The sequence below is a fragment of the Methyloceanibacter caenitepidi genome, from assembly GCF_000828475.1.
Classification (GTDB): Bacteria; Pseudomonadota; Alphaproteobacteria; order Rhizobiales; family Methyloligellaceae; genus Methyloceanibacter; species Methyloceanibacter caenitepidi.
In genome coordinates, this window is record NZ_AP014648.1 from 1,764,389 (window position 1) to 1,785,904 (window position 21,516).

Consider the following 21,516-nt stretch of genomic DNA (forward strand, 5'->3'; position numbering starts at 1 on the left):
TACCTGTCTGCGATCCACGGCAGTTCGATAGTCTCCGGTGCATCCCGACATGACGACTTCCACGACGGCGCTCGACGGTGTTCAAGTCGGTTCGCGGCGCTACACGCTCATCGTTCTCACGGCCTATTTCGCGCTCGCGCATCTCGATCGTCAGGTCCTTGCAGTGACGTTGTCGCCGATCGGACGCGAGTTCGCGCTCAACGACATTCAGCTCGGACTGCTGTCGGGTCTGGCGTTCGCGGTGCTCTTTTCGACGCTGGGTCTGCCGCTTGCCTTGGCCGTGAGCAGCCTCAACCGCCGTAACGTGATCGCCATCACGATTGCCTTTTGGAGTGGCATGACCATGCTGTGCGGGCTCGCGCAGAACTTCTGGCAGCTCTTCCTGGCACGTGTGGGCGTCGGTGTCGGGGAAGCCGGGGCGCTGCCCACAAGCCATGCAATCATTTCGGACCGCTACGAGACGCGCGAACGTGCGGGAGCAATGGGCGTATTCATGTCCGGTGCGAACATCGGAACGGCGCTCGCGCTGGTCGGGGGCGGGGTCGTGGCGCAGTTCCTCGGTTGGCGCGCCGCGCTTCTCCTTGCGGGTGTGCCGGGCCTGTTGCTGGCCGTGATCATTCGTTTGACCGTGCCCGAGCCGCCTCGGACGGGCGGCGGAACCGGCAACGCCACGCTGCGGTTCTCGTTGTTGTCCGAGACCGTAGCAAAGATCTTCCGTTCCTCGCCCATGGCGCTGATGGTGCTGGCCACGGTCCTGAACACGATCACGACCTTCGGCATGGTCGCCTGGCTGCCGACATTTCTTGTCCGGGAACACGGCATGGCGCTGTCCGCAGTCGGCCTGTATCTTGCCGTCGCCATCGGTGCGGCGGGTGCCATGGGAACAATGCTGGGCGCACAACTCGCTGGGCGCCTCGCCCTTTGGCGGGCATCCTGGATCGCGTGGACGCCTGCCGTGATACTCCTCCTTACGAAGCCTTTCTCCATCGCGGGCTTGCTGGCAGGGAGCAAGGCAACCGCGCTTCTGCTGCTGCTTGTCCCTTGCGCTCTTGGTGCGGTCTACGTCGCGCCGACGATTGCGGTGCTGCACGCTGCGCTGCGGAGCGAAGAACGGCCCGTCGGGTCCGCGCTGTTGTTGTTCGGCATGAACATGATCGGCATGGGGCTCGGCCCGCTGATCGTCGGCGCCGTTTCCAACGGGTTCGATCCCTCCGGCGGCAGCCTCGGCATCGGCCTGGTCGCGGTTCAGGCGTTCGGGATCACCGGCGCTATCGTGTTCCTTGTAGCCGGCTGGACGATCGGGACTGCGCCGCAGGAGCGCGAGCTGCTGCAAGGCCAAGGAACGAGCGCCCAAGTAGTCGCTAGGCGATAGCGCAAACGAAAAGTACGCCGCCCCGAAGGACGGCGCACTTGACTTCCCTCAATTCCGTATGCGGACGAGCGGTGCTACACCGCGTCCTTGGCGGCCTTAACCGGGCGCGCCTTGATGACCTTCCGCGCAGGCTTGGCCTTGAACACGGTCGGCTCCTTGGTGAAGGGATTGATGCCTTTGCGGGCGCGAACGGCCGGCTTCTTGACGACCACGAATTTGGCGAAGCCCGGCAGCATGAACTCGCCGTTCTTCTTCATTTCCTTGTAGCCGACGGTCGCGAGTGTCTCGAGAACGTCCTTGACGTCTTTCTTCGTCATGTCGAGCTGGTCGGCAATCGTTTGGATGAGTGCGGTCTTTGTAAGCATTATGTAGCGCTCCTAAAATAGGACGGCGCGCCGAAAAGCCGGTTGATACGAGCTCTCTTCGCCGTCCGAGCCAGGTCCGGCTCTTCATACCCATTGAGGCATGGCCGATTCGCACGGCTTTGTCTGCTTTTTTGAAAACGGCCTGTGAGTATTTCGCCCGTAAATTACAGGGCGAATCGTGCTTTCAGCGTGCCTTGCGCTTGTCCGCGGGAGGCTCGTCCGCCGCCGGCGTGTCGTCGTGCACGGCCGCATTCGGGACCACGTCGCTGCGGGCGGCGATGTCCCACACGGCGATGAACAAGGCCGCGATCAACGGGCCGACCACCAGTCCATTGAGACCGAGAAGCGCGATGCCGCCCAACGTCGAGATTAGGACGACATAGTCGGGCAGGGCGGTGTCCTTGCCGACAAGGTAGGGCCGGAGGAGATTGTCTACGAGCCCGATCACGCCCGCGCCGAAGGCAATGAGAATGAGGCCCTTGCCGATGTCGCCAGTGGCGATGAGATAGACCGCGACGGGGAACCACACGATCGAGGCCCCCACCGCCGGCAGCAGAGATAGGAAGGCCATGACCACGCCCCAAAGCACGGCCCCACGGATGCCGAGCGCCCAGAAGATCACGCCGCCGAGAAAACCCTGCACGATGGCGACCAGGATCGTGCCCTTGACCATGGCGCGCACGACGACGGCGATCTTTTCGAACAAGGCGGCCTTGTATTCGCCAGCGAGGGGAACGGCGTGGATGATCTTCTGCGAGAGCTTGCCGCCGTCACGCAGAAAGAAATAGAGGAGGTAGAGCATGATCGACGTGCCGAGCAGGACGTTGGCCGTGCCTTGCCCCACAAGGACCGCCTGGGTCGCGAAAAACTGGCTGCCTTCGGCAAGGAGCGAGATGATGCGCGCCTGCATGTCGGCCACGTCCGTCACCCCGAAATGGGCCAGGAAGTCCGTCGCCCAGCTCGGCAGCGCATCCAGGAAGCGCTGAAGAATCGTGCCGAGATTGACGTCCCCCGACTGGATGTTCTCGTAGAGCGTGGTCGCCTCGCTGACGATCGATGCGCCCGTGAACGCCACAGGGACCAGCACGATCCCCACGATGCTGAGCAGGGTCAGGAACGTGGCGAGGTTGGGCTGGTTCGGAAGCCGGCCGATGAACCACCGCTGCACCGGCGAAAAGACCAAGGCCAGGATCACCGCCCACAGAACGGCGCTGTAGAACGGGAGGAGGATCCAGGCAAACGCCAGAGACACCAGCACGAGCAGCAGGACGAACACCTTGTCCTGAAGGGCACCTTTTTCGACGTCCCGGCTCATGTCTCGCTCCATACCGCGGCTGGGCTCGATCATAGTGATTCACGGAAAGCCACGAAGCGCTTTTCCCGCCGCTTTCCCCGGTCCTCCTCGCAAATTTGCGACGGGATGCGAGAACATCTTGCGAACATAGAACAAAGAGGGTACATTTGGTCTCCAACGCAATTGCCGGCTCGCCGAAGCCCAACCGGGTGTGGACGAGGGCCTCGCGGGCCGGGCACCGCCATTTACGCAAGCCCTAAGGCTGTGAAATAAGGAGATTCGTCGATGTCGAACGCCGCACTGCGCCTTGTTGAGGCTGGAGGGGAAATGGACAAAGAGAAGGCGCTGGAAGCCGCGATCTCTCAGATCGAGCGGGCTTGCGGCAAGGGCTCCATCATGCGGCTCGGCCAGAACGAGACCGCCGTGGAGGTCGAGGCCATTCCCACGGGCTCCCTCGGGCTCGATATCGCGCTCGGCATCGGCGGTCTTCCGCGGGGCCGGGTGGTGGAGATTTATGGGCCGGAATCGTCCGGCAAGACGACGCTGGCTCTTCATGTGGTTGCGGAAGCCCAGAAGAAGGGCGGGGTCTGCGCCTTTGTCGATGCGGAGCACGCGCTCGACACGATCTATGCCCGCAAGCTCGGCGTCGATCTCGAGAATGTCCTGATCTCCCAGCCCGACACGGGCGAGCAGGCGCTTGAGATCGCCGACACGCTCGTCCGGTCCGGGGCCATCGACGTTCTGGTCGTGGATTCTGTGGCGGCGTTGACGCCCAAGGCCGAGCTCGAAGGCGAGATGGGCGACTCGCTGCCGGGCCTTCAGGCGCGTCTCATGAGTCAGGCTTTGCGGAAACTGACCGGCTCGATTTCGAAATCGCGCTGCATGGTCATCTTCATCAACCAGATCCGCATGAAGATTGGCGTGATGTTTGGAAGCCCTGAGACCACCAGCGGCGGCAATGCCTTGAAGTTCTATGCCTCCGTGCGCCTCGATATTCGCCGCATCGGCGCCATCAAGGAGCGGGACGAGGTGGTTGGCAACCAGACGCGGATCAAGGTCGTCAAGAACAAGGTCGCGCCGCCCTTCAAACAGGTCGAGTTCGACATCATGTACGGCGAAGGCGTCTCGAAGATGGGCGAGCTGATCGATCTCGGCGTGAAAGCGGGGATCGTCGAGAAGTCCGGCTCCTGGTTCTCGTATGACAGCGAGCGCATCGGCCAGGGACGCGAGAACGCCAAGACGTTTCTGAAAGAAAATCCCGACATGGCCGAACGGATCGAGCGGGCCATTCGGCAGAGCGCGGGGCTTGTCGCCGGGCAGATGCTGGAGGGTGAGAGCGTCGAGGATGTAGCCGATGACGGTGAGCCGCCGGTCGAGGAGGAGACGGTAACGCCCATTTCGGGTGGCGGCCGCAAGAGCAAGCGCGGCTAATCGCGCCAGGTCCGGCTGGGCCGCAAGGGGCCGCCAGGATCCTATAGGAGATTGCGATGGTTGCGGGCGTCCCAGTGTCCCTGGGGCGCCCGAATAGTTTGGGCGCCCCGCTTCGTTGTGACTGCTGGACAGGGGCGGAACGAGACCGTATGTCTGCCTCGATCGTCTTTTCCGTCGGCCCTCGCCGAATGGGGCGTCGTGAGGCGGCTTGGACCGAAGAATCGGTTAGGGTCGGTCGTTGGGTAGGGTCGCTATTCGCAGCAGACATGCGCGCATTCGGGAGCCGGTCCGTGCGTCCAGGGAGAGGCGTCAGTCGGAGCCGTCTGCATCGGTGCTGCGAGATCGGCTGCTGCAAAACCGGGTGCTACTGAAGTGAGCGCTGAAAAGTCCAAGAAGAATGCGGCCAAGACGGCGGCAAAGGCGCCCGCGATTGGGCACGAAGCACCGTCGCGCGCCAATGAGTTGCGCGCAGCGTTTCTGCAATACTTTGCCGACAACGATCATGTGGTGGAACCGTCAGCGCCGCTGGTGCCACGGCACGACCCGACCTTGATGTTCACCAATGCCGGGATGGTGCCGTTCAAGAACGTGTTCACCGGCCAGGAAAAGCCGAGCGCGTTACGGGCCGCCTCCTCACAGAAGTGCGTTCGCGCCGGCGGCAAGCACAACGATCTGGACAATGTGGGCTATACGGCCCGGCATCACACATTTTTCGAGATGCTCGGCAATTTCTCGTTCGGCGACTACTTCAAGGAGCAGGCCATTTCGCTCGCCTGGGATTTCCTGACCGGGACCCTGGCGCTGCCGACGGAGAAGCTTCTCGTCACGGTCTATGTGGACGATGATGAGGCCGCCGAGCTTTGGAAGAAGATTTCCGGGTTCGGCGACGACAAGATCCTGCGGATCGCGGGGTCGGACAATTTCTGGTCCATGGGCGATACTGGCCCCTGCGGGCCGTGTTCGGAAATCTTCTACGATCACGGCGCGCATCTGCCGGGCGGACCGCCTGGCAGTCCCGATCAGGACGGCGACAGGTTCGTCGAGATTTGGAACCTGGTGTTCATGCAGTTCGAGCAGCAGGCCGACGGTAATCGCATCGACTTGCCGCGTCCCTCGATCGACACCGGCATGGGTCTCGAGCGTATCGCGGCCGTCATGCAGGGAACCCACGACAATTACGAGATCGATCTGTTCAAGACGCTGATCGCGGCGTCGGTCGATCTGACGGGCGTTCCGGCGGAAGGGGCTGAGGCGCCGAGCCATCGTATCATCGCCGATCACTTGCGGGCGTCGTCCTTTTTGATTGCGGACGGTGTCCTGCCGTCCAATGAGGGCCGGGGCTATGTCCTGCGCCGCATCATGCGCCGGGCCATGCGGCATGCGCATATGCTGGGCGCGAAGGACCCGTTGTTGCACCGCCTGGTCCCGACGCTCGTTGGCGAAATGGGACGGGCTTTCCCGGAGTTGCAGCGCGGCGAGGCGCTGATCGACGAGACGCTCAAGCTCGAGGAGACGCGCTTCCGCGAAACCCTCGAGCGCGGCTTGCGCCTGCTCGACGATGCGCTGGAAGGACTCTCTTCCGGCGACACGCTGTCCGGCGAGATCGCCTTCAAGCTCTACGATACTTACGGCTTCCCCTACGACCTGACGGAAGACGCCCTGAAAGCCAAAGGCATCGGCGTGGACGCGGCCGGCTTCAAGGCTGCGATGGAGCGGCAGCGGGCAGAAGCCCGCAAGTCCTGGTCCGGCTCGGGCGAGGCGGCCACGGATAAACTCTGGTACGAACTCAAGGAAGAAGTCGGCGCAACCGAGTTCCTCGGATACGAGACGGAAGCGGCCTCGGGCGAGATCGTAGCGCTGGTGAAAGACGGCGCTCGCGTCGACAAGCTCGAAAAGGGCGATCACGGCATCGTCATTGTCAATCAGACGCCCTTCTATGCGGAATCGGGCGGCCAGGTCGGCGATCAGGGGACCCTGTCGATCGGAGATGAAACCGTATTCTCGGTTTCGGACACGCAGAAGAAACTGCATGGCCTGTTTCTCCATGACGGCGTCGTGGAGAAGGGCAAGCTGCTGCGCGGCGAGACGGTCTCGCTGTCCGTGGACCATGGACGCCGGACGGCGACGCGCGCGCACCATTCGGCCACCCATTTGCTGCATGAGGCTTTGCGCCAGGTCCTCGGGACCCATGTGGCGCAGAAGGGGTCGCTCGTAGAGCCCGGGCGTTTGCGCTTTGATTTTTCGCACCCCAAGCCCATGAGTGCGGAAGAGCTCAAGGCCGTCGAGGATTTGGCGAACGCCATGATCCTACAGAACAGCGCCGTCGAGACGCACCTGATGACGCCGGACGAGGCTATTGCCCGCGGCGCGCTCGCGCTGTTCGGCGAGAAGTACGGCGAGGAGGTGCGTGTCGTTTCCATGGGCGTGGCGCCGGAAAGCGAAAAGGCGGGCCACGCCTATTCCATCGAGCTTTGTGGGGGGACCCATGTGGCGCGGACCGGCGATATAGGCCTCCTGAAGATCGTGGGCGAGAGTGCCGTGGCCGCGGGCGTGCGCCGCGTGGAAGCACTGACCGGCGAGGCCGCGCGGGGGTTCTTGGGCGTTCAGGACGCGCGTGTCCGCGAAGCCGCCGACATTCTCAAAGTCCCGCCGGACGAAATGATCGAACGGCTGGCCGCCATCGTGGAGGAACGCCGGAAGCTCGAGCGGCAGCTAACCGACGCGAAGCGCGAGCTGGCGCTGCGGCCGGAAAGCAGTGAGGCGGGCAGCGGGTCACCCGTCCGGGACATCGGCGGCACGAAGCTTCTGGCGCGCGTGGTTCATGGCGTCGCGCCGAAGGATTTGCGCGGTCTTGTCGACGAGGCGAAGCAGCAGCTCGGTTCGGGCATCGTCGCCGTTGTTGGCGTGAGCGAGGAAGGGAAGGCCGGGCTTATCGTCGGTGTTACCGAGGATCTCACGGGCGCACACAGCGCTGTCGACCTGGTGCGTGTCGGCGCCGATATCCTTGGCGGCAAGGGCGGAGGCGGACGCCCCGACCTGGCACAGGCCGGCGGTCCCGACGGCGCCAAGGCCGACGCCGCGCTAGAGGCGATTGCCGCGCAACTCGGGGCCGCGCCCGAGAGCGAACCGGCGCCTTCTGCCTCCAGGCGCGCCGGACAAGCCTAAGTCATGACCTCGGCCCGCTGGCGCCACTGGCGCCGAAAGGTCCACGAGATTCTGGAACTCGGCGGCGACGTCCATCCGGCCGGTTACATCGTCAACGGCTTCATCATCGTCCTGATCGTCGCGAACGCGCTCGCCTTTGCGGCTCAGACGGTCGATGAACTGGCCACGCGCTACGATGCCTGGTTTCGTGCCTTCAACGTTTTCTCCGTGATGGTCTTCACCGTCGAGTATGCGCTGCGCGTGTGGAGTTCTGTCGAAATCCCGGTTCTGTCGCGCATGCCGCCTTGGCGCGCGCGGGCGGTCTTCGCCAGCCGGCCGATCATGATCATCGATCTCCTGGCGTTTGCGCCCTGGTATCTGACGTGGCTGTTTCCCGCGGACCTGCGCTTCCTGAGGCTGCTGCGTGTCCTGCGCCTCTTCAGGCTCGCGCGTTTCTCGCCCGCGTTGCAGACCCTGTTCCACGTGTGCAAGGAGGAGTCCGGGGCGCTTCTCGGCTCGCTCGTTCTCATGCTCATCTTGCTGCTCTTCACCTCGACGGGAATCTATTTTCTCGAGCGGCATGCGCAGCCCGAGGCGTTCGGATCGATCCCGGCGGCGTCCTGGTGGGCATTGGCGACACTGACGACCGTGGGTTACGGCGACGTCGTTCCCATCACGCCCCTGGGCAAGATGCTGGGCGGCGTCGTGATGCTCCTGGGCGTCGGCATGTTCGCATTGCCGGTGGCGATCATCGCTACGGGGTTCAGCCAAGAATCCGTGCGGCATCAGTTCGTGGCCACCTGGTCGATGGTCGCCCGGATTCCGTTATTCGCGGATATGAGCCGCGGCGAGCTTGCCGACATCACAAAGGTGCTCGACACACGGAGCTACGACCCGGGCGTCCCCATCGTGCGAGCCGGTGACGTGGGCGAGAACATGTACATCCTCGCGAGTGGGGAAGCGCGTCTTCTGCTCGACAAGGACCGGACGATTGACTTGAAGGAGGGCGACATCTTCGGCGAGATGGCGCTCCTGGAGCACCGGCGGCACGAGCATAGTGTGGTCGCGACGACCCGTTGCCGGCTCTACGTGCTCGACAATCGCGCCCTGGCCCGGCTATCGCGGCGCCATCCGGGGATGCTCGACCGCATTCGCCGCGCGGCGGATGCACAAGACGAAATCGAAGAGGCTCAGGCCTAGGCCGCGGCGACGTCTCCGGCCATGGCCGCCCGCATATTCTGGTCGATCTTGTCGATGAAGCCTTCGGTCGAGAGCCAAGCCTGGTCGGCGCCGACGAGTAAAGCCAGATCCTTGGTCATAAAGCCCGACTCGATCGTGTCGACGGAGACGGTCTCGATGGTCCGTGCGAACCGGGCGAGGGCCTCGTTGTTGTCGAGCTTGGCGCGATGCTTCAGCGCGCCGGCCCAAGCGAAGATTGATGCGGTGGAGTTGGTCGACGTGGCGCGGCCTTCCTGGTGCTGGCGGAAATGGCGCGTGACAGTGCCGTGTGCGGCTTCCGCCAGGACCGTGTTTCCATCCGGCGTCATCAGCACGGACGTCATCAGACCGAGAGACCCAAACCCTTGAGCGACCGTGTCGGACTGGACGTCGCCGTCGTAGTTCTTGCAGGCCCACACATAGCCGCCCGACCATTTCAGCGCCGCCGCGACCATGTCGTCGATCAGGCGGTGCTCGTAGGTGAGGCCGGCTTTGGCGAACGCGTCTTTGAACTCGGTCTCGTAGACTTCCGCGAAAAGATCCTTGAAACGCCCGTCATAGGCTTTGAGGATCGTGTTCTTGGTCGAGAGGTAGACCGGCATATTTCGGGCGAGGCCATAGTTCATGGAGGCGCGCGCAAAGTCGCGGATCGAGCTGTCGAGATTGAACATCCCGAGGGCCACGCCTGAGTCTTCGAACGTATGCACCTCGCGTTCAATAACCTCGCCGTCCTCGCCCTCGAACTTAATTGTCAGCTTGCCTTTGCCCGGAACCCGAAAATCCTGCGCGCGATAGATGTCGCCATAGGCATGACGGCCGATCACGATGGGTTTGGTCCAGCCAGGGACGAGACGCGGCACGTTTTTGCAGATAATGGGCTCGCGGAAGATGACACCGCCTAAGATGTTACGGATGGTGCCATTGGGTGAGCGGTACATTCTCTTGAGGTTGAACTCCTCCACGCGTGCTTCGTCCGGCGTGATGGTGGCGCATTTGACGCCGACCCCAAATTCCTTGATGGCATGTGCTGCGTCGACCGTCACCTGGTCGTCCGTTGCATCGCGGTGTTCGATCCCGAGGTCGAACGGTACAAGCTCCACGTCGAGATAGGGCTCGATGAGCTTCTCCTTGATCATGTCCCAAATAACGCGGGTCATCTCATCGCCATGCAAATCGGCGATGGGGTTCTCAACCTTGATCTTATCCACGCAGCAATCTCCAAAAATTGGGGTGTCGTCCGGGCCCGAAAGCAATGCGCCGCCGCCCATTGCGGGCCGGGGCTCCCTGTAGCATCGTCCGCCCATGATGGAAACAAATGACCCGGGCGGCAAGCTGACGAATGATCGCGCCGGCGCCGCACCCCCTTCGATTGTGCTGGTAGAGCCGCAACTCGGCGAGAATATCGGCTTCGCCGCCCGCGCAATGGGCAATTTCGGCTTGCACGATTTGCGGCTGGTCGCCCCGCGCGATGGCTGGCCCAACGAGAAAGCGCTTGCCGCCGCGGCCGTGGCCGAGCCGATCGCGAGTGCGGCAACGGTGTTCGAGACGCTCGAGGAGGCGCTGGCCGACTGCCACTACGTTGCGGCCACAACGGCGCGGCCGCGCGAGATGATCAAGCCGGTGCTCAGCCCTGAAACGGCGTCGACGATGCTCCGCAGGCGGACGCAATCGGGCGAGCGCTGCGCGGTCATGTTCGGCGGCGAGCGCAATGGTCTCGACAACGACTCGATCGCGTTGGCCGACGCCATTATCACCGCACCGGTCGATCCGAACTTCGCCTCGCTCAGCCTGCCGCAAGCCGTGTTGCTGTTTTCGTATGAGTGGATGAAGAGCGGCAACCCGGAGGCCCTCGGCCGGGCGACCACGTTCGACGGTCCTGCCCGGGAAGGGTTGGCGACGCCGGGAACAGCACCCGCGAGCCGGGCCGCGCTTTTCGGTCTTTTCGAACACATGGAAGGGGCGCTCGACGATGCCGGTTTTTTGCGGCCGCCGGAGAAACGGCCGACCATGGTCCGCTCGATCCGGAACATGTTTCACCGGATGGAGTGCACGGAGCAGGATGTCCGCACATGGCGCGGAATCATCTCCGCGTTCACCAGGCGGCCAACGGCATCAAAGGGTTAGCCGCGTCGGAGACGGTCACAGTTCCGCCCCGTTTCTCCTGTTGCGATGACCGTCAACAATGGTAGCTTCCGCCAGAATAATGAGAGGGGCGTCCGATGAGAATTGCGTGGGCAAAGTTTGGTGGTGTGATTGGTGCTTTTCTGGTGCCGTTGTGTGGTGCGTCCGCGCTTGCGGTTTCGCAGACTACTGACGGCCAGCCGGCCATGACGACGCTCGCCGCGGAGGAACTCACACAGCGCAGCAAGCCGGCTCCGCGCCAGGGCGGTGGGTTGAGCGATCGTGGCGTGCGCACGATGTCCATCTACGCCTCCACGCTCATTCCCGATCGCATCAAGGGCCCCGACGGCAAGATGGTCGACGTCGACAAGTCGGATCCGGCCAAATTCCTGATTCCGATGGACACCGCGCGCCGCGTCATCCAGGCCGCGACCCGATCCGCCTATGCCGATGTCTGCGATCTTCCGGAGCTGGGCAAGGCGAATTTCAAGACGATGCTGGCGGCCGAGCAGGGCAAGCAGAACTGGACTCAGGAGCAAATCGTGATGATCGAGACGCTGCACCTGTTCGCGACCTCGTTCTTCGCCGGCAAGGCCGCCGTGCCGATCGAGCGCGATTCGGCCCCATCCGACTGGCAGGACAAGGTCGTCGAAGAGGGAGACGGCCCGGCGCAGAAACTGGTGCTCCCGCCGGCGCCCGAATGCCCGCCGGAGCGGAAGGCGCAGGTCGAGGCGGCCATCAACGCCTATGTGGCCTCGGCTGGGGCCCAATAAACGGCGGAAGAACCGCTATGGGCCCCGAGAGCGGAATTGACATTTTCCGGGTATTCCGTGTAACAGAACGGCTCGGCTCGGCCGTTAAGGGCTGAGTGCGGACCGCCGGACAGATTTGGCGGTCCCCGATCAACCACCATCAATGGGTTTTTTGCGGCAGACGCGGGCACTTGAACCGCCCGTGGAAAGCTGATTTGGCTCTGGAGTCTTGACGAATGACGAAACGCATTCACGCCAAGCATAAGATCGACCGCCGGCTTGGCGAGAATATCTGGGGACGGCCCAAGAGCCCCCAGAACAAGCGCGAGTACGGACCTGGCGAACATGGCCAGCGCCGCCGCGGCAAGCTATCGGATTACGGGCAGCAGCTTCGCGCCAAGCAGAAGCTGAAGGGCTATTACGGCAATATCACCGAGAAGCAGTTTAAGGCCATCTACCACGAGGCATCGCGCCAGAAGGGCGACACCTCCGAGCGCCTCATCGGGCTGCTGGAGCGCCGTCTGGACGCTGCCGTTTACCGGGCCAAGTTCGTGCCGACGGTTTTCGCCGCCCGCCAGTTCATCTCGCATGGTCATGTGAAGGTGAATGGCCGCCGCGTGACGATCCCCTCCTACCGCTTGAAGGAAGGGGACGTGATCGAGGTGCGCGACAAGTCGAAGGATCTCGGCATGGTGCTGGAAGCTGCCCAGAGCAGCGAGCGCGATGTGCCCGATTATGTCGATGTGGATCACGGCAAGATGGTCGCCACGTTCACGCGTGTGCCGACGCTCTCGGACGTTCCTTATCCGGTGATGATGGAACCGAACCTCGTCATCGAATTCTATTCGCGCTAACCGCGCGGCCACATCCAGACGATTTTGCGGCCTGCACCGGATTTCCGGTGTCAGGCCGTAATCATTTGTGACCTCCGTCAGCGCCGCTCCGGCAGGATAGCGCGGGATACAAAAAAGCCCGGGAGCCGCACCTCCCGGGCCTTGAAATACGTCTCGGATGCGTGTCCGCCGGCTAGGCCGTCTGCGTGTCGGCGTTGCTGGCGATGCCCTTCTCTTTGAGCATGTCCTGCAGTTCGCCTGCCTGAAACATCTCGCGCACGATATCGCAACCGCCCACGAACTCGCCCTTCACGTAGAGCTGCGGAATGGTCGGCCAGTTGGAGAAGGCCTTGATGCCTTCGCGGACGCTCATGTCCTCCAGGACGTTGATGTCTTCATACTCGACGCCGAGGTGGTTCAGGATCTGCGCGACCTGCATGGAGAAGCCGCATTGGGGCATGGACTTCGTGCCCTTCATGAACAGCACGATGTCGTTGTTGGCGATCTGCTTGTTGATCCAGTCGTTGACGGCTTGGTCTGTCATTGCTGGTGTCCTCTCTCGAACGATTATTGCTGGGGGGCTGACGTGGTCAGGGCGAGCGCATGGAGCACGCCGCCCATGTTTCCTTTGAGGGCCTCGTAGACCATCTGGTGCTGCTGCACGCGCGACTTGCCGCGAAACTCTTCCGAGACGATGGACGCCGCGTAGTGATCGCCGTCGCCGGCCAGGTCTTTGATCTCGATTTTCGCATCGGGGAAGCGCTCGAGAATCAGGCGCTCGATATCCGTGGCGGCCATCGCCATTGCAGTCACTCCTAGTCTGGGGTCCGGACGTCTTAGCGCCGGACCTCGATGTTATCCCCGCGTCATAAAGCGCGGCAACCAATCTTCAAACGCCGCCCGCAGCATGCCCAGCGGCAGTGGGGCTTCGCCGGGCAGCGTCATCGTATCGCCTCCGACGGTCCCAAGCACCCGCACGGGCACGCTGTAAACCGCCGCGACATCCTTGATCGTGTCGACCTTGTCCGGCGTTGCCGTGACCACGTAACGGCCCTGATCCTCGCCGAACCAGATGCCATGCGCGGGGATGTCTTCCGGAGGCTCCTCCAGTGCCACGCCGCGCTTTCCAGCCAGCGCCATCTCGGCGATCGCCACCAGCAGTCCGCCATCGCTGACGTCGTGAACCGCATTGACCGTGTCGGCCTTGATCAGGCCGCGGACCAGGTCGCCGATCACCCGCTCGCTGGCGAGGTCGACGGGCGGCGGTGCGCCATCCAGGCGATCCTCCATAACGGACATATAGATCGATTGGCCGAGATGACCAGTCTCGAGGCCAAGGAGCAGGATCACATCCCCGTCAGCCTTCAGCGCCATATTGGCCATTTCGGCGATGTTGGCGATCAATCCGACACCGCCCACGGCTGGCGTTGGTGGGATCGCGACGCCGTTGGTTTCGTTGTAGAGCGACACGTTGCCCGACACGACCGGGAAATGGAAAACCTTGCAGGCCTCCGCCATGCCTTCGATGGCGCCGACGAACTCACCCATGATCTCGGGCCGTTCGGGGTTGCCGAAATTCAGGCAGTCGGTGATGGCCAGCGGCTTGGCGCCCGTCGCGGTGAGGTTGCGCCAGCACTCCGCGACCGCCTGCTTGCCGCCTTCGAACGGATCGGCGGCGCAATAGCGCGGGGTCACGTCGCAGGACACGGCGAGCCCCTTGTCGGTGCCATGCACACGGACGACGCCGGCATCGCCGCCGGGACGCTGCACCGTGTCGGCCATGACCATGTGGTCGTACTGCTCGTAGATCCAACGCCGTGAGGACAGGTGCGGCGAGCCGATAAGGCGCTCCAGTGCGCTCAGGATGCTGGGCGGGGCCGTGACGTCCTGGGGAGCAATGGTGGGCAGCTTCTCGCGCGTCTCGTAGGGGCGCTCGTAAATGGGCGCCGCGTGCGCCAGCGCGGGCAAGGGAATGTCCGCTTCCACCACGCCGTTGTGGCGCGCCACGAAATGGCCGGTGTCGGTGGTCTTGCCGATGACGGCGAAGTCGAGTTCCCACTTCTTGAAGATGCGCTCGGCCACGGGCTCGGAGCCGGGTTTCAGCACCATCAACATGCGTTCCTGGCTCTCCGACAGGAGCATCTCGTAGGCGGTCATGCCTTCCTCGCGCATCGGCACGAGATCGAGATCGAGATCGATGCCGACGCCGCCTTTGTCCGCCATCTCGACGGACGACGAGGTCAGGCCCGCCGCGCCCATGTCCTGGATGGCGATGATGACGTCCTCGTTCATCAGCTCGAGGCAGGCCTCCAGCAGCAGCTTCTCCGTGAAAGGATCGCCGACCTGTACGGTCGGGCGCTTCTCCTCGGAGCTTTCGTCGAATTCCGCCGAGGCCATAGTGGCGCCGTGGATGCCGTCGCGGCCCGTCTTGGAGCCCACATAGACGACGGGCAGGCCGACGCCTTTCGCGGCGGATTTGAAGATCCGGTTCGCATCGACCAGCCCGACGCACATGGCGTTGACCAGGATGTTGTCGTTGTAGCGGGGATCGAAATTCGTCTCACCGCCGATGGTCGGCACGCCCATGCAGTTGCCGTAGTCGCCGATGCCGGACACGACGCCGGCAACAAGGTGCCGCGTCTTCGGGTGACTGGGGCTGCCGAAGCGCAGCGCATTCATGTTGGCGATGGGGCGCGCGCCCATGGTGAAGACATCGCGCATGATGCCGCCGACGCCCGTGGCCGCGCCCTGATAGGGCTCGATGTAGGAGGGGTGGTTGTGGCTCTCCATCTTGAAGACGGCCGCCTGACCGTCGCCGAGACTGACCACGCCGGCATTCTCGCCCGGTCCCTGGATCACTTGCGATCCCGATGTGGGGAGCTTTTTCAGCCAGACGCGCGACGACTTGTAGGAACAGTGCTCCGACCACATGACGGAGAACACGCCGAGCTCCGTCAGCGTGGGTTCGCGCCCCAGCTCTTCCAGAAGACGCTCGTACTCCTCCGGGCTGATGCCGTGCTCGGCAACAAGCTCTTCGGAGAGACTTGGCGTCTCCGGCTTCACGTCCGCCGCCCCGCTCAATGGAGAGTCTCCACGAGAGAGGAGAACATCTTGGCGCCGTCTGTTCCAGATTGGGCCGGATCGATCAGCCGCTCGGGATGCGGCATCATGCCGAGCACCGTGCTGGTGTCGTTGTAGATGCCGGCAATATTGCCGGTCGAACCGTTTGGATTGGCCGCGTCGGTTATTGCGCCGTCCTCTTCACAATAACGGAACGCGATGCGGCCCTCGTTCTCCAGGATGTAGAGCGTGCCCGGATCGGCGAAATAGCAGCCGTCCTTATGGGCGATCGGGATGCGCACCACTTCGTCCTTCTTGTAATGGCTGGCGAAAGCCGTGTCGTCGCGTTCTACGCGCAGGCGCACGTCCTTACAGATGAAGCGCAAGGTCGCGTTGCGCATCAGAACGCCGGGAAGCAGCCCTGCCTCGGTGAGAACCTGGAAGCCGTTGCAGATGCCGAGCACCGGCGTACCGGCTTCGGCCCGGCGTACGACCTCGCGCATGATGGGGGAGTGCGCCGCCATGGCGCCGGAGCGCAAATAGTCGCCGTAGGAAAACCCGCCGGGAAGAAGGATCAAGTCGCTCTTCGGCAGTTCGGAGTCGCCGTGCCACACCATCTGAGGCGCGGCCCCCATAGCGCGCTCCAAGGCGACAGCCGCGTCGCGGTCGCAGTTCGATCCCGGAAAAACGATGACGCTGGCTTTCATGAGTCTCGAAGGGCCTCGCTTTTGGCGGAGAAGGTCTCCGTTGCGCGCGAGGCGCGCCCGTTACGCCGCCTCGAGCTCATACGCATAGTTCTCAATGATGGTGTTTGCGAGAAGCTGCTTGCACATCCGCTCGATTTCTTCGCGGGCGCGGGTCGGATCGCTTTCGGCGACTTCGACCTCGATGAACTTTCCCTGCCGGACTCCCTCGACGCCGCCAAAGCCCAAGGCATGCAACGCACCTTCGATGGCTTTGCCTTGCGGATCGAGCACGCCGGGTTTGAGGGTAATGGTAATGCGTGCCTTCATGGCTTCCTTCTCAAGTCTTCGGGCTTGCTCTTGCGACGCCTATTTGGATTGGACCAGGACAGGACCGCTGCGGCCGGGTGTCGGGTTCTCGGTATGGAGCCCGAGCCGGCGCGCCACTTCCTGATAGGCCTCGATCAACCCGCCCATGTCGCGGCGGAACCGGTCCTTGTCGAGCTTATCCTGGGTGTCGATATCCCAAAGGCGGCAGCAGTCCGGCGAGATTTCGTCGGCCAGCACAATGCGCATCTGGTCGCCTTCCCACAAGCGCCCGAACTCGACTTTGAAGTCGACTAGGCGGATGCCGACGCCGAGGAACAGGCCGGTCAAGAAGTCGTTGATGCGCAGCGCGAGCGACATGATGTCGTCCAGCTCCGGTGGCGAGGCCCAGCCGAAGGCGGTGATGTGCTCCTCGGAGACCATGGGATCGTCCAGCTCGTCGGCCTTGTAGTAGAACTCGACGATAGAGCGGGGCAGGGTAGTCCCTTCCTCCAGGCCCAAACGCTTCGACAGCGAGCCTGCGGCGACGTTGCGGATCACCACTTCGAGCGGAATGATCTCGACCTCGCGAATGAGCTGCTCGCGCATGTTCATGCGCTTCATGAAATGCGTGGGCACACCGATCTCGTTTAGCCGCTCGAAGATGTATTCCGAAATACGGTTGTTGAGGACGCCCTTGCCTTCGATGCGGTCGTGCTTCTTGTTGTTGAAGGCAGTCGCGTCGTCCTTGAAATGCTGGATGAGCGTGCCGGGCTCTGGCCCTTCATAAAGGATCTTGGCCTTGCCTTCGTAAACGCGCCGGCGACGGTTCATTTTCTGGTCCTCATTGAGCTGTTCACGACTGTCAAACGCCGAACGCGCGCAAATCGGGATAACCCCAATGCCGCGCGCCACGTCTCAAATCGCCATCGCTGGAATCGATCTAGAAATCTCGTATCGAGACTAGCCTATGGTGCGAGGGGGTACAACGGGCCGGGGGGCGGCGCAATGGCTTTCCGGGCCGCGCGGGATTTGTTGATTTGCCCCGATATCTTGGGTATCACCCGCCCTTGAAAGCAGGGTTTCCCCCCATAATTCTACAGACGGCGCCCCGTGGTTGGCGGGGCTTTGGAGGTCGCGCCGATGACGAACTTTAACGATCGTGAAAAGAGCTACGAGAGGAAATTCGCCCTCGACGAGGAGTTGCAGTTCAAGTCCACGGCCCGCCGGAACAAGCTTCTGGGCCTCTGGGCCGCTGAAAAGATGGGTCTTTCGGGGGACGATGCCCAAGCCTATGCCCGCGAGGTGGTGAAGGCGGACCTGGAAGAGCCGGGCGAGGAAGACGTTTTCCGCAAGATCCGGGGCGATTTCGACGGCAAAGAGATCGAACAGTCCGACCACCAAATCCGTCGCGCCATGGCGGACCTCATGGTCGAAGCCGTGCGGCAAATCGAAGCCGAAGCCAAGGCGTAATACGTCTAGGGTCCTGGTGGGCCCCTTGAAGCCCGGTAGGGACCAACTGGGCCCGTAGGGAGGGAGCTATGGCCAAGGACCTTTTTCGCAGCGCAGCCAGGAAGAAGCAGACGCTTTTCAACGCCTGGCTGATGATGAACAACCCGCTCGCCGTCGAGTTGATCGGCGATGCGGGCTGGGACTGTGTCACCATCGACCAGCAGCATGGCGCCGGCGGCAACGAGACCATGCTGTCCTGCCTGACGGCCGCCAAGGCGGCGGGGCTCCCTGCGATCGTCCGGGTCGCCAACAACGATCCAGGCCTGGTAGGCCGGGCGCTGGACGCGGGCGCGCAAGGGGTCATGTGCCCGCTGATCGAGAATGTGGCCGAGGCGGAGAGTTTCGTTCAGGCGGTGAAGTATCCGCCGCGCGGCAACCGCAGCTGGGGTCCGTACCGGGCCAAGATTGGCGCCTCGGGGGACTATTTCAAAACCGCCAACCGTTTCACGATTGCCTGCCCCCAAATCGAGACCAAAGGGGCGCTCGCCGATCTCGATGCCATCCTCGGCCTCAAGGGCGTCGACATGGTCTGCTTCGGCCCGAACGACCTCTCCGTGGCGCTCACGGGGGGCATCGATATCTGGGCCAAGGAGGTCCTGGAGGCGGGCAGAGAGGTCCTGGCCAAGGCTCGTGAGCACGGCGTCATGACCCTCGTTTTCTGCAACGACATCGACTTCGCCAAGCCCCGTATCAAGGAAGGCTGGGACGTTGTCGCCATCGGCACCGACACCGGCTGGCTCGCCTCGGCGGCCGCGGCGACCCTGGCCGCGGCTGAATCAACTTCTTAGGCGCCCCAAGTCAACCGTCTCAAAGGATTCGCAGATTCCTTCAGGCCGCAGCACCCCACAAACCGTTGCATCCTTGCACCATCCCGCGCGCCATAATGTCCGTGGGGCCAACGACGAGGCTGAATTCCATAGAGTCCTATGCCACTATGGTGACTTGAGACTCGGCTGAATCGCGAGCGGAACGGGTGGATTGAATGGGTTACGCGCGGACCGTCATTGCTGGATTGATCGGCCTCCTGGTGGGGGCTGTGGTAACGGTGGGCGCCGCCCAGGCGACCGAGGCGACCACGGCCACGGCGCTGAACCTGCGCGACGGGCCGGGGACCAGCTATGGCAAGATCGCCACGATGCCTGCAGGCTCGCCGGTCAAGGTCAAAGGCTGCCGCGACGGCTGGTGCGGCGTGATCTGGCGCGGACAGAAGGGCTATGCCAGCCAGCGCGGTCTGGCGCTGGGCTATGCCGACTACGCGGAATTGGTTGAGCCCGAGGTGTGGCCGATCTTCCCATCCTATCCCTACCGGGCCGGTTATTACTCGAAGGCCGACTGGTATTTCGACATGCCGCCTTACACGGCCATCTCGCCCAAATTCTACCGCAAGCGGTTTCTCATGATGGCCCAGGAGCGGGACCGCTACCGCTACGTGCCCAATATCTTCCGCGGGGGCAGCAGCTATGACGACACCCCGATCGGATACGTCAACACGCAGGCCGCCGCAGCCGCGTTGAGAGACCCCGAGTAGCACCCTAACGAGACGGCGCCGAAGGCGAGCTTAGTCCGCGAACACGCGGGCGAAGATGTCGTCGACGTGCTTGGTGTGATAGCCGAGATCGAATTGATCCCGGATCGTGTCCTCCGACAGCGCCGCCGTGACATCCGGGTCGGCCAGGAGCTCGGTCAGGAAGTCCTTGTTTTCCTGCCAGACCTTCATCGCATTGCTCTGAACGAGGCGATAGGCGTCCTCGCGCGAGACGCCCGCATTGGTCAGCGCCAGCAGCACGCGTTGCGAGTGAATGAGGCCGCCCAGCCGGTCCATATTGGCCTGCATGCGCTCGGGATAGACCACCAATCCCTCAATGACGCCGGTCAAGCGGGCCAGCGCGAAGTCGAGCGTGACGGTCGCGTCCGGCCCGATCATGCGCTCGACGGATGAGTGCGAGATATCCCGCTCATGCCACAGCGCCACGTTCTCCATGGCGGGGATGGCATAGCCGCGCACGATGCGGGCAAGCCCGGTCAGATTCTCCGACAGCACCGGGTTACGCTTATGGGGCATGGCGGAAGAGCCCTTCTGGCCCGCCGAGAAAAACTCCTCGGCTTCTAGCACCTCCGTGCGCTGCAGATGCCGGATCTCGGTGGCAAGGCGCTCCACGGAGCTGGCGATCACGGCGAGCGTGGCGAAGAAGGCTGCGTGGCGATCCCGGGGAATTACCTGTGTGGAGATGGGCTCGGGCCGGAGGCCGAGTTTTTCGGCCACGTAGGCTTCGACGCGCGGATCCACATGGGCGAACGTGCCGACCGCGCCGGAGATGGCGCAGGTGGCGACTTCCTCGCGAGCCCGCACCATGCGCTCGCGATTGCGGGCGAATTCCGCATAGGCCTGGGCCAGCTTCAGGCCGAATGTCGTCGGCTCGGCATGAATGCCGTGGCTGCGGCCAACCGTGATCGTGTGCTTGTGCTCATAAGCGCGGGCCTTGAGAGCCGCGAGCAGCGCGTCGAGATCGGCGATTAGAATGTCCGCCGCTTCCGTGAGCTGCACGTTGAAGCAGGTGTCGAGCACGTCGGAGGAGGTGAGACCGGCGTGGAGGAACCGCGCCTCGGGTCCCACATGTTCCGCCACCGAGGTGAGGAAGGCGATCACGTCGTGCTTCACCTCGCGCTCGATCTCGTCGATCCGGTCGATGTCGAAGCCGCCGCGGGCCTTGGCGGCCTCCGCCGCCTCCTTGGGAATGAGCCCGAGTTCTGCCATGGCCTCGGCGGCCGTCACCTCGATCTTGAGCCAGATGCGGAATTTGTTTTCGGGCTCCCAGATGTCCGTCATCTGGGAGCGGCTGTAACGCGGAATCATAAAGGTTCAGGCCTTTCTCAGGCGCCTTCTGCCGCCCATGGAGGGCGGCAGAAGGGCCGAGTGCTTACGTCCTAGAGTTCAACCGTCCGGGGCTCGCGGATGCCGAACAGCGCGATGTAGATCGCGGCGCCGATCGCAAGCGCCATGAAGCCCAGGCGCGGCGGAAGCAGCATGTCGAGCAGGAACGTATAGAAGTCATTGAGTGAGGAGGCATAGAGGCCGGCGAGGGACCAGTCCACCTGGCTCGGATAAATGGCGTGGATATAGGCGAAGCGCAGGAAGCCGCCGAAGCTGCAGAAGGCCACCAGGAAGATGAACAGGGCGAACAGCATCCGGATGAAGAAGCCGCGATGGGCCACGAAGCGCTGGCACCACCAGGCCACCAGGGCCGCCAGCAGTCCGGCGAAGCCGACAATGCGAACCGAGTGCTGGGTCTGCTCGTTGACGAGATTGGTGTTCATATAGTCCCCGACCATCAGGGCCCACGTGGACACACCGATCACGATGGCGAAAGCCGCCGCCAGAATGAACCCGACCACTTTGCTGAATGTCAGCTTTTCCATTGCAGCTT

The 21,516-nt window shown here is 63.2% G+C and carries 21 protein-coding genes; 10 read left to right on the plus strand and 11 right to left on the minus strand.

The features are described 5' to 3' along the window. Positions 1-49: 49 nt before the first annotated feature. Positions 50-1,372, plus strand: coding sequence for a spinster family MFS transporter (locus tag GL4_RS08155; RefSeq protein WP_045366531.1), 1,323 nt, complete (start codon positions 50-52; stop codon positions 1,370-1,372). Positions 1,373-1,446: 74 nt separating this feature from the next. Here GL4_RS08155 and GL4_RS08160 read toward each other — a convergent pair whose 3' ends face one another. Together GL4_RS08160 and GL4_RS08165 are read right to left on the minus strand one after the other, a co-directional pair. Further along, entirely contained in the window at positions 1,447-1,737 is a 291-nt protein-coding gene (locus tag GL4_RS08160) for an HU family DNA-binding protein (RefSeq protein ID WP_045366533.1), read from the minus strand. 184 nt (positions 1,738-1,921) lie between these two features. Further along, entirely contained in the window at positions 1,922-3,052 is a 1,131-nt protein-coding gene (locus tag GL4_RS08165) for an AI-2E family transporter (RefSeq protein ID WP_045369773.1), read from the minus strand. Between the two features lie 264 nt (positions 3,053-3,316). Here GL4_RS08165 and recA point away from each other — a divergent pair, with 264 nt between their 5' ends. From recA to GL4_RS08180, 3 genes are all read left to right on the plus strand, one after another. Further along, on the plus strand, positions 3,317-4,462 hold the full coding sequence (gene recA, locus GL4_RS08170; RefSeq protein ID WP_045366535.1) for a recombinase RecA: 1,146 nt from the start codon (positions 3,317-3,319) through the stop codon (positions 4,460-4,462). 429 nt (positions 4,463-4,891) lie between these two features. After that, a complete protein-coding gene (gene alaS, locus GL4_RS08175) occupies positions 4,892-7,627 on the plus strand; it encodes an alanine--tRNA ligase (protein ID WP_045369774.1) in 2,736 nt (911 codons plus the stop codon). Positions 7,628-7,630: 3 nt separating this feature from the next. After that, the gene (locus GL4_RS08180) at positions 7,631-8,806 is read left to right on the plus strand and encodes a cyclic nucleotide-gated ion channel (protein WP_045366536.1); all 1,176 of its coding nucleotides are present in this window, start codon (positions 7,631-7,633) and stop codon (positions 8,804-8,806) included. Here the strand turns inward: GL4_RS08180 and GL4_RS08185 are convergent. Then, a complete protein-coding gene (locus tag GL4_RS08185; RefSeq protein WP_045369776.1) occupies positions 8,803-10,032 on the minus strand; it encodes an NADP-dependent isocitrate dehydrogenase in 1,230 nt (409 codons plus the stop codon). The two genes, GL4_RS08180 and GL4_RS08185, sit on opposite strands and share 4 nt — an antisense overlap. 94 nt (positions 10,033-10,126) lie before the next feature. Here GL4_RS08185 and GL4_RS08190 point away from each other — a divergent pair, with 94 nt between their 5' ends. From GL4_RS08190 to rpsD, 3 genes are all read left to right on the plus strand, one after another. Continuing rightward, positions 10,127-10,948 (plus strand): RNA methyltransferase, encoded by an 822-nt coding sequence (locus GL4_RS08190; protein ID WP_244462589.1) that lies wholly within the window; start codon positions 10,127-10,129, stop codon positions 10,946-10,948. Between the two features lie 95 nt (positions 10,949-11,043). Continuing rightward, positions 11,044-11,718 carry a hypothetical protein gene (locus GL4_RS08195; RefSeq protein WP_156137468.1) on the plus strand — a complete coding sequence of 225 codons (675 nt, stop codon included), beginning with the start codon at positions 11,044-11,046 and terminating at the stop codon, positions 11,716-11,718. Between the two features lie 215 nt (positions 11,719-11,933). Continuing rightward, the gene (gene rpsD / locus GL4_RS08200; RefSeq protein WP_045366540.1) at positions 11,934-12,551 is read left to right on the plus strand and encodes a 30S ribosomal protein S4; all 618 of its coding nucleotides are present in this window, start codon (positions 11,934-11,936) and stop codon (positions 12,549-12,551) included. Between the two features lie 172 nt (positions 12,552-12,723). On the opposite strand, the gene grxD is transcribed toward rpsD, so the two are convergent. From grxD to purC, 6 genes are read right to left on the minus strand one after another with little or no spacing between them, the layout of a single operon-like run. Then, entirely contained in the window at positions 12,724-13,074 is a 351-nt protein-coding gene (gene grxD, locus GL4_RS08205; RefSeq protein ID WP_045366541.1) for a Grx4 family monothiol glutaredoxin, read from the minus strand. Positions 13,075-13,097: 23 nt separating this feature from the next. After that, complete coding sequence (locus GL4_RS08210) at positions 13,098-13,334, minus strand: BolA/IbaG family iron-sulfur metabolism protein (protein ID WP_045366543.1); 237 nt, start codon at positions 13,332-13,334, stop codon at positions 13,098-13,100. Positions 13,335-13,385: 51 nt separating this feature from the next. Then, positions 13,386-15,593: a phosphoribosylformylglycinamidine synthase subunit PurL gene (purL, locus tag GL4_RS08215; protein ID WP_045366545.1), complete on the minus strand. Its 2,208-nt coding sequence runs from the start codon at positions 15,591-15,593 to the stop codon at positions 13,386-13,388. Positions 15,594-15,607: 14 nt separating this feature from the next. Beyond that, a complete protein-coding gene (purQ, locus tag GL4_RS08220) occupies positions 15,608-16,297 on the minus strand; it encodes a phosphoribosylformylglycinamidine synthase subunit PurQ (protein ID WP_045366547.1) in 690 nt (229 codons plus the stop codon). Between the two features lie 60 nt (positions 16,298-16,357). Then, positions 16,358-16,603 carry a phosphoribosylformylglycinamidine synthase subunit PurS gene (purS, locus tag GL4_RS08225; RefSeq protein ID WP_045366549.1) on the minus strand — a complete coding sequence of 82 codons (246 nt, stop codon included), beginning with the start codon at positions 16,601-16,603 and terminating at the stop codon, positions 16,358-16,360. Between the two features lie 39 nt (positions 16,604-16,642). Continuing rightward, on the minus strand, positions 16,643-17,413 hold the full coding sequence (gene purC / locus GL4_RS08230) for a phosphoribosylaminoimidazolesuccinocarboxamide synthase (protein WP_045366551.1): 771 nt from the start codon (positions 17,411-17,413) through the stop codon (positions 16,643-16,645). A gap of 309 nt (positions 17,414-17,722) precedes the next feature. Here purC and GL4_RS08235 point away from each other — a divergent pair, with 309 nt between their 5' ends. The 3 genes from GL4_RS08235 (at position 17,723) to GL4_RS16710 (ending at position 19,619) form a co-directional block, all read left to right on the plus strand. Continuing rightward, entirely contained in the window at positions 17,723-18,052 is a 330-nt protein-coding gene (locus GL4_RS08235) for a DUF1476 domain-containing protein (RefSeq protein ID WP_045366552.1), read from the plus strand. Positions 18,053-18,120: 68 nt separating this feature from the next. Further along, the gene (locus tag GL4_RS08240; RefSeq protein ID WP_045366554.1) at positions 18,121-18,879 is read left to right on the plus strand and encodes an HpcH/HpaI aldolase family protein; all 759 of its coding nucleotides are present in this window, start codon (positions 18,121-18,123) and stop codon (positions 18,877-18,879) included. Positions 18,880-19,073: 194 nt separating this feature from the next. Further along, entirely contained in the window at positions 19,074-19,619 is a 546-nt protein-coding gene (locus tag GL4_RS16710) for an SH3 domain-containing protein (RefSeq protein ID WP_052464256.1), read from the plus strand. A 30-nt stretch (positions 19,620-19,649) separates the two neighbouring features. Here the strand turns inward: GL4_RS16710 and purB are convergent, their stop codons facing one another. Both purB and GL4_RS08255 read right to left on the minus strand, forming a co-directional pair. Beyond that, positions 19,650-20,945 (minus strand): adenylosuccinate lyase, encoded by a 1,296-nt coding sequence (gene purB, locus GL4_RS08250; protein WP_045366556.1) that lies wholly within the window; start codon positions 20,943-20,945, stop codon positions 19,650-19,652. Between the two features lie 71 nt (positions 20,946-21,016). Beyond that, positions 21,017-21,508 carry a hypothetical protein gene (locus GL4_RS08255; RefSeq protein ID WP_045366558.1) on the minus strand — a complete coding sequence of 164 codons (492 nt, stop codon included), beginning with the start codon at positions 21,506-21,508 and terminating at the stop codon, positions 21,017-21,019. Positions 21,509-21,516 lie beyond the last annotated feature (8 nt).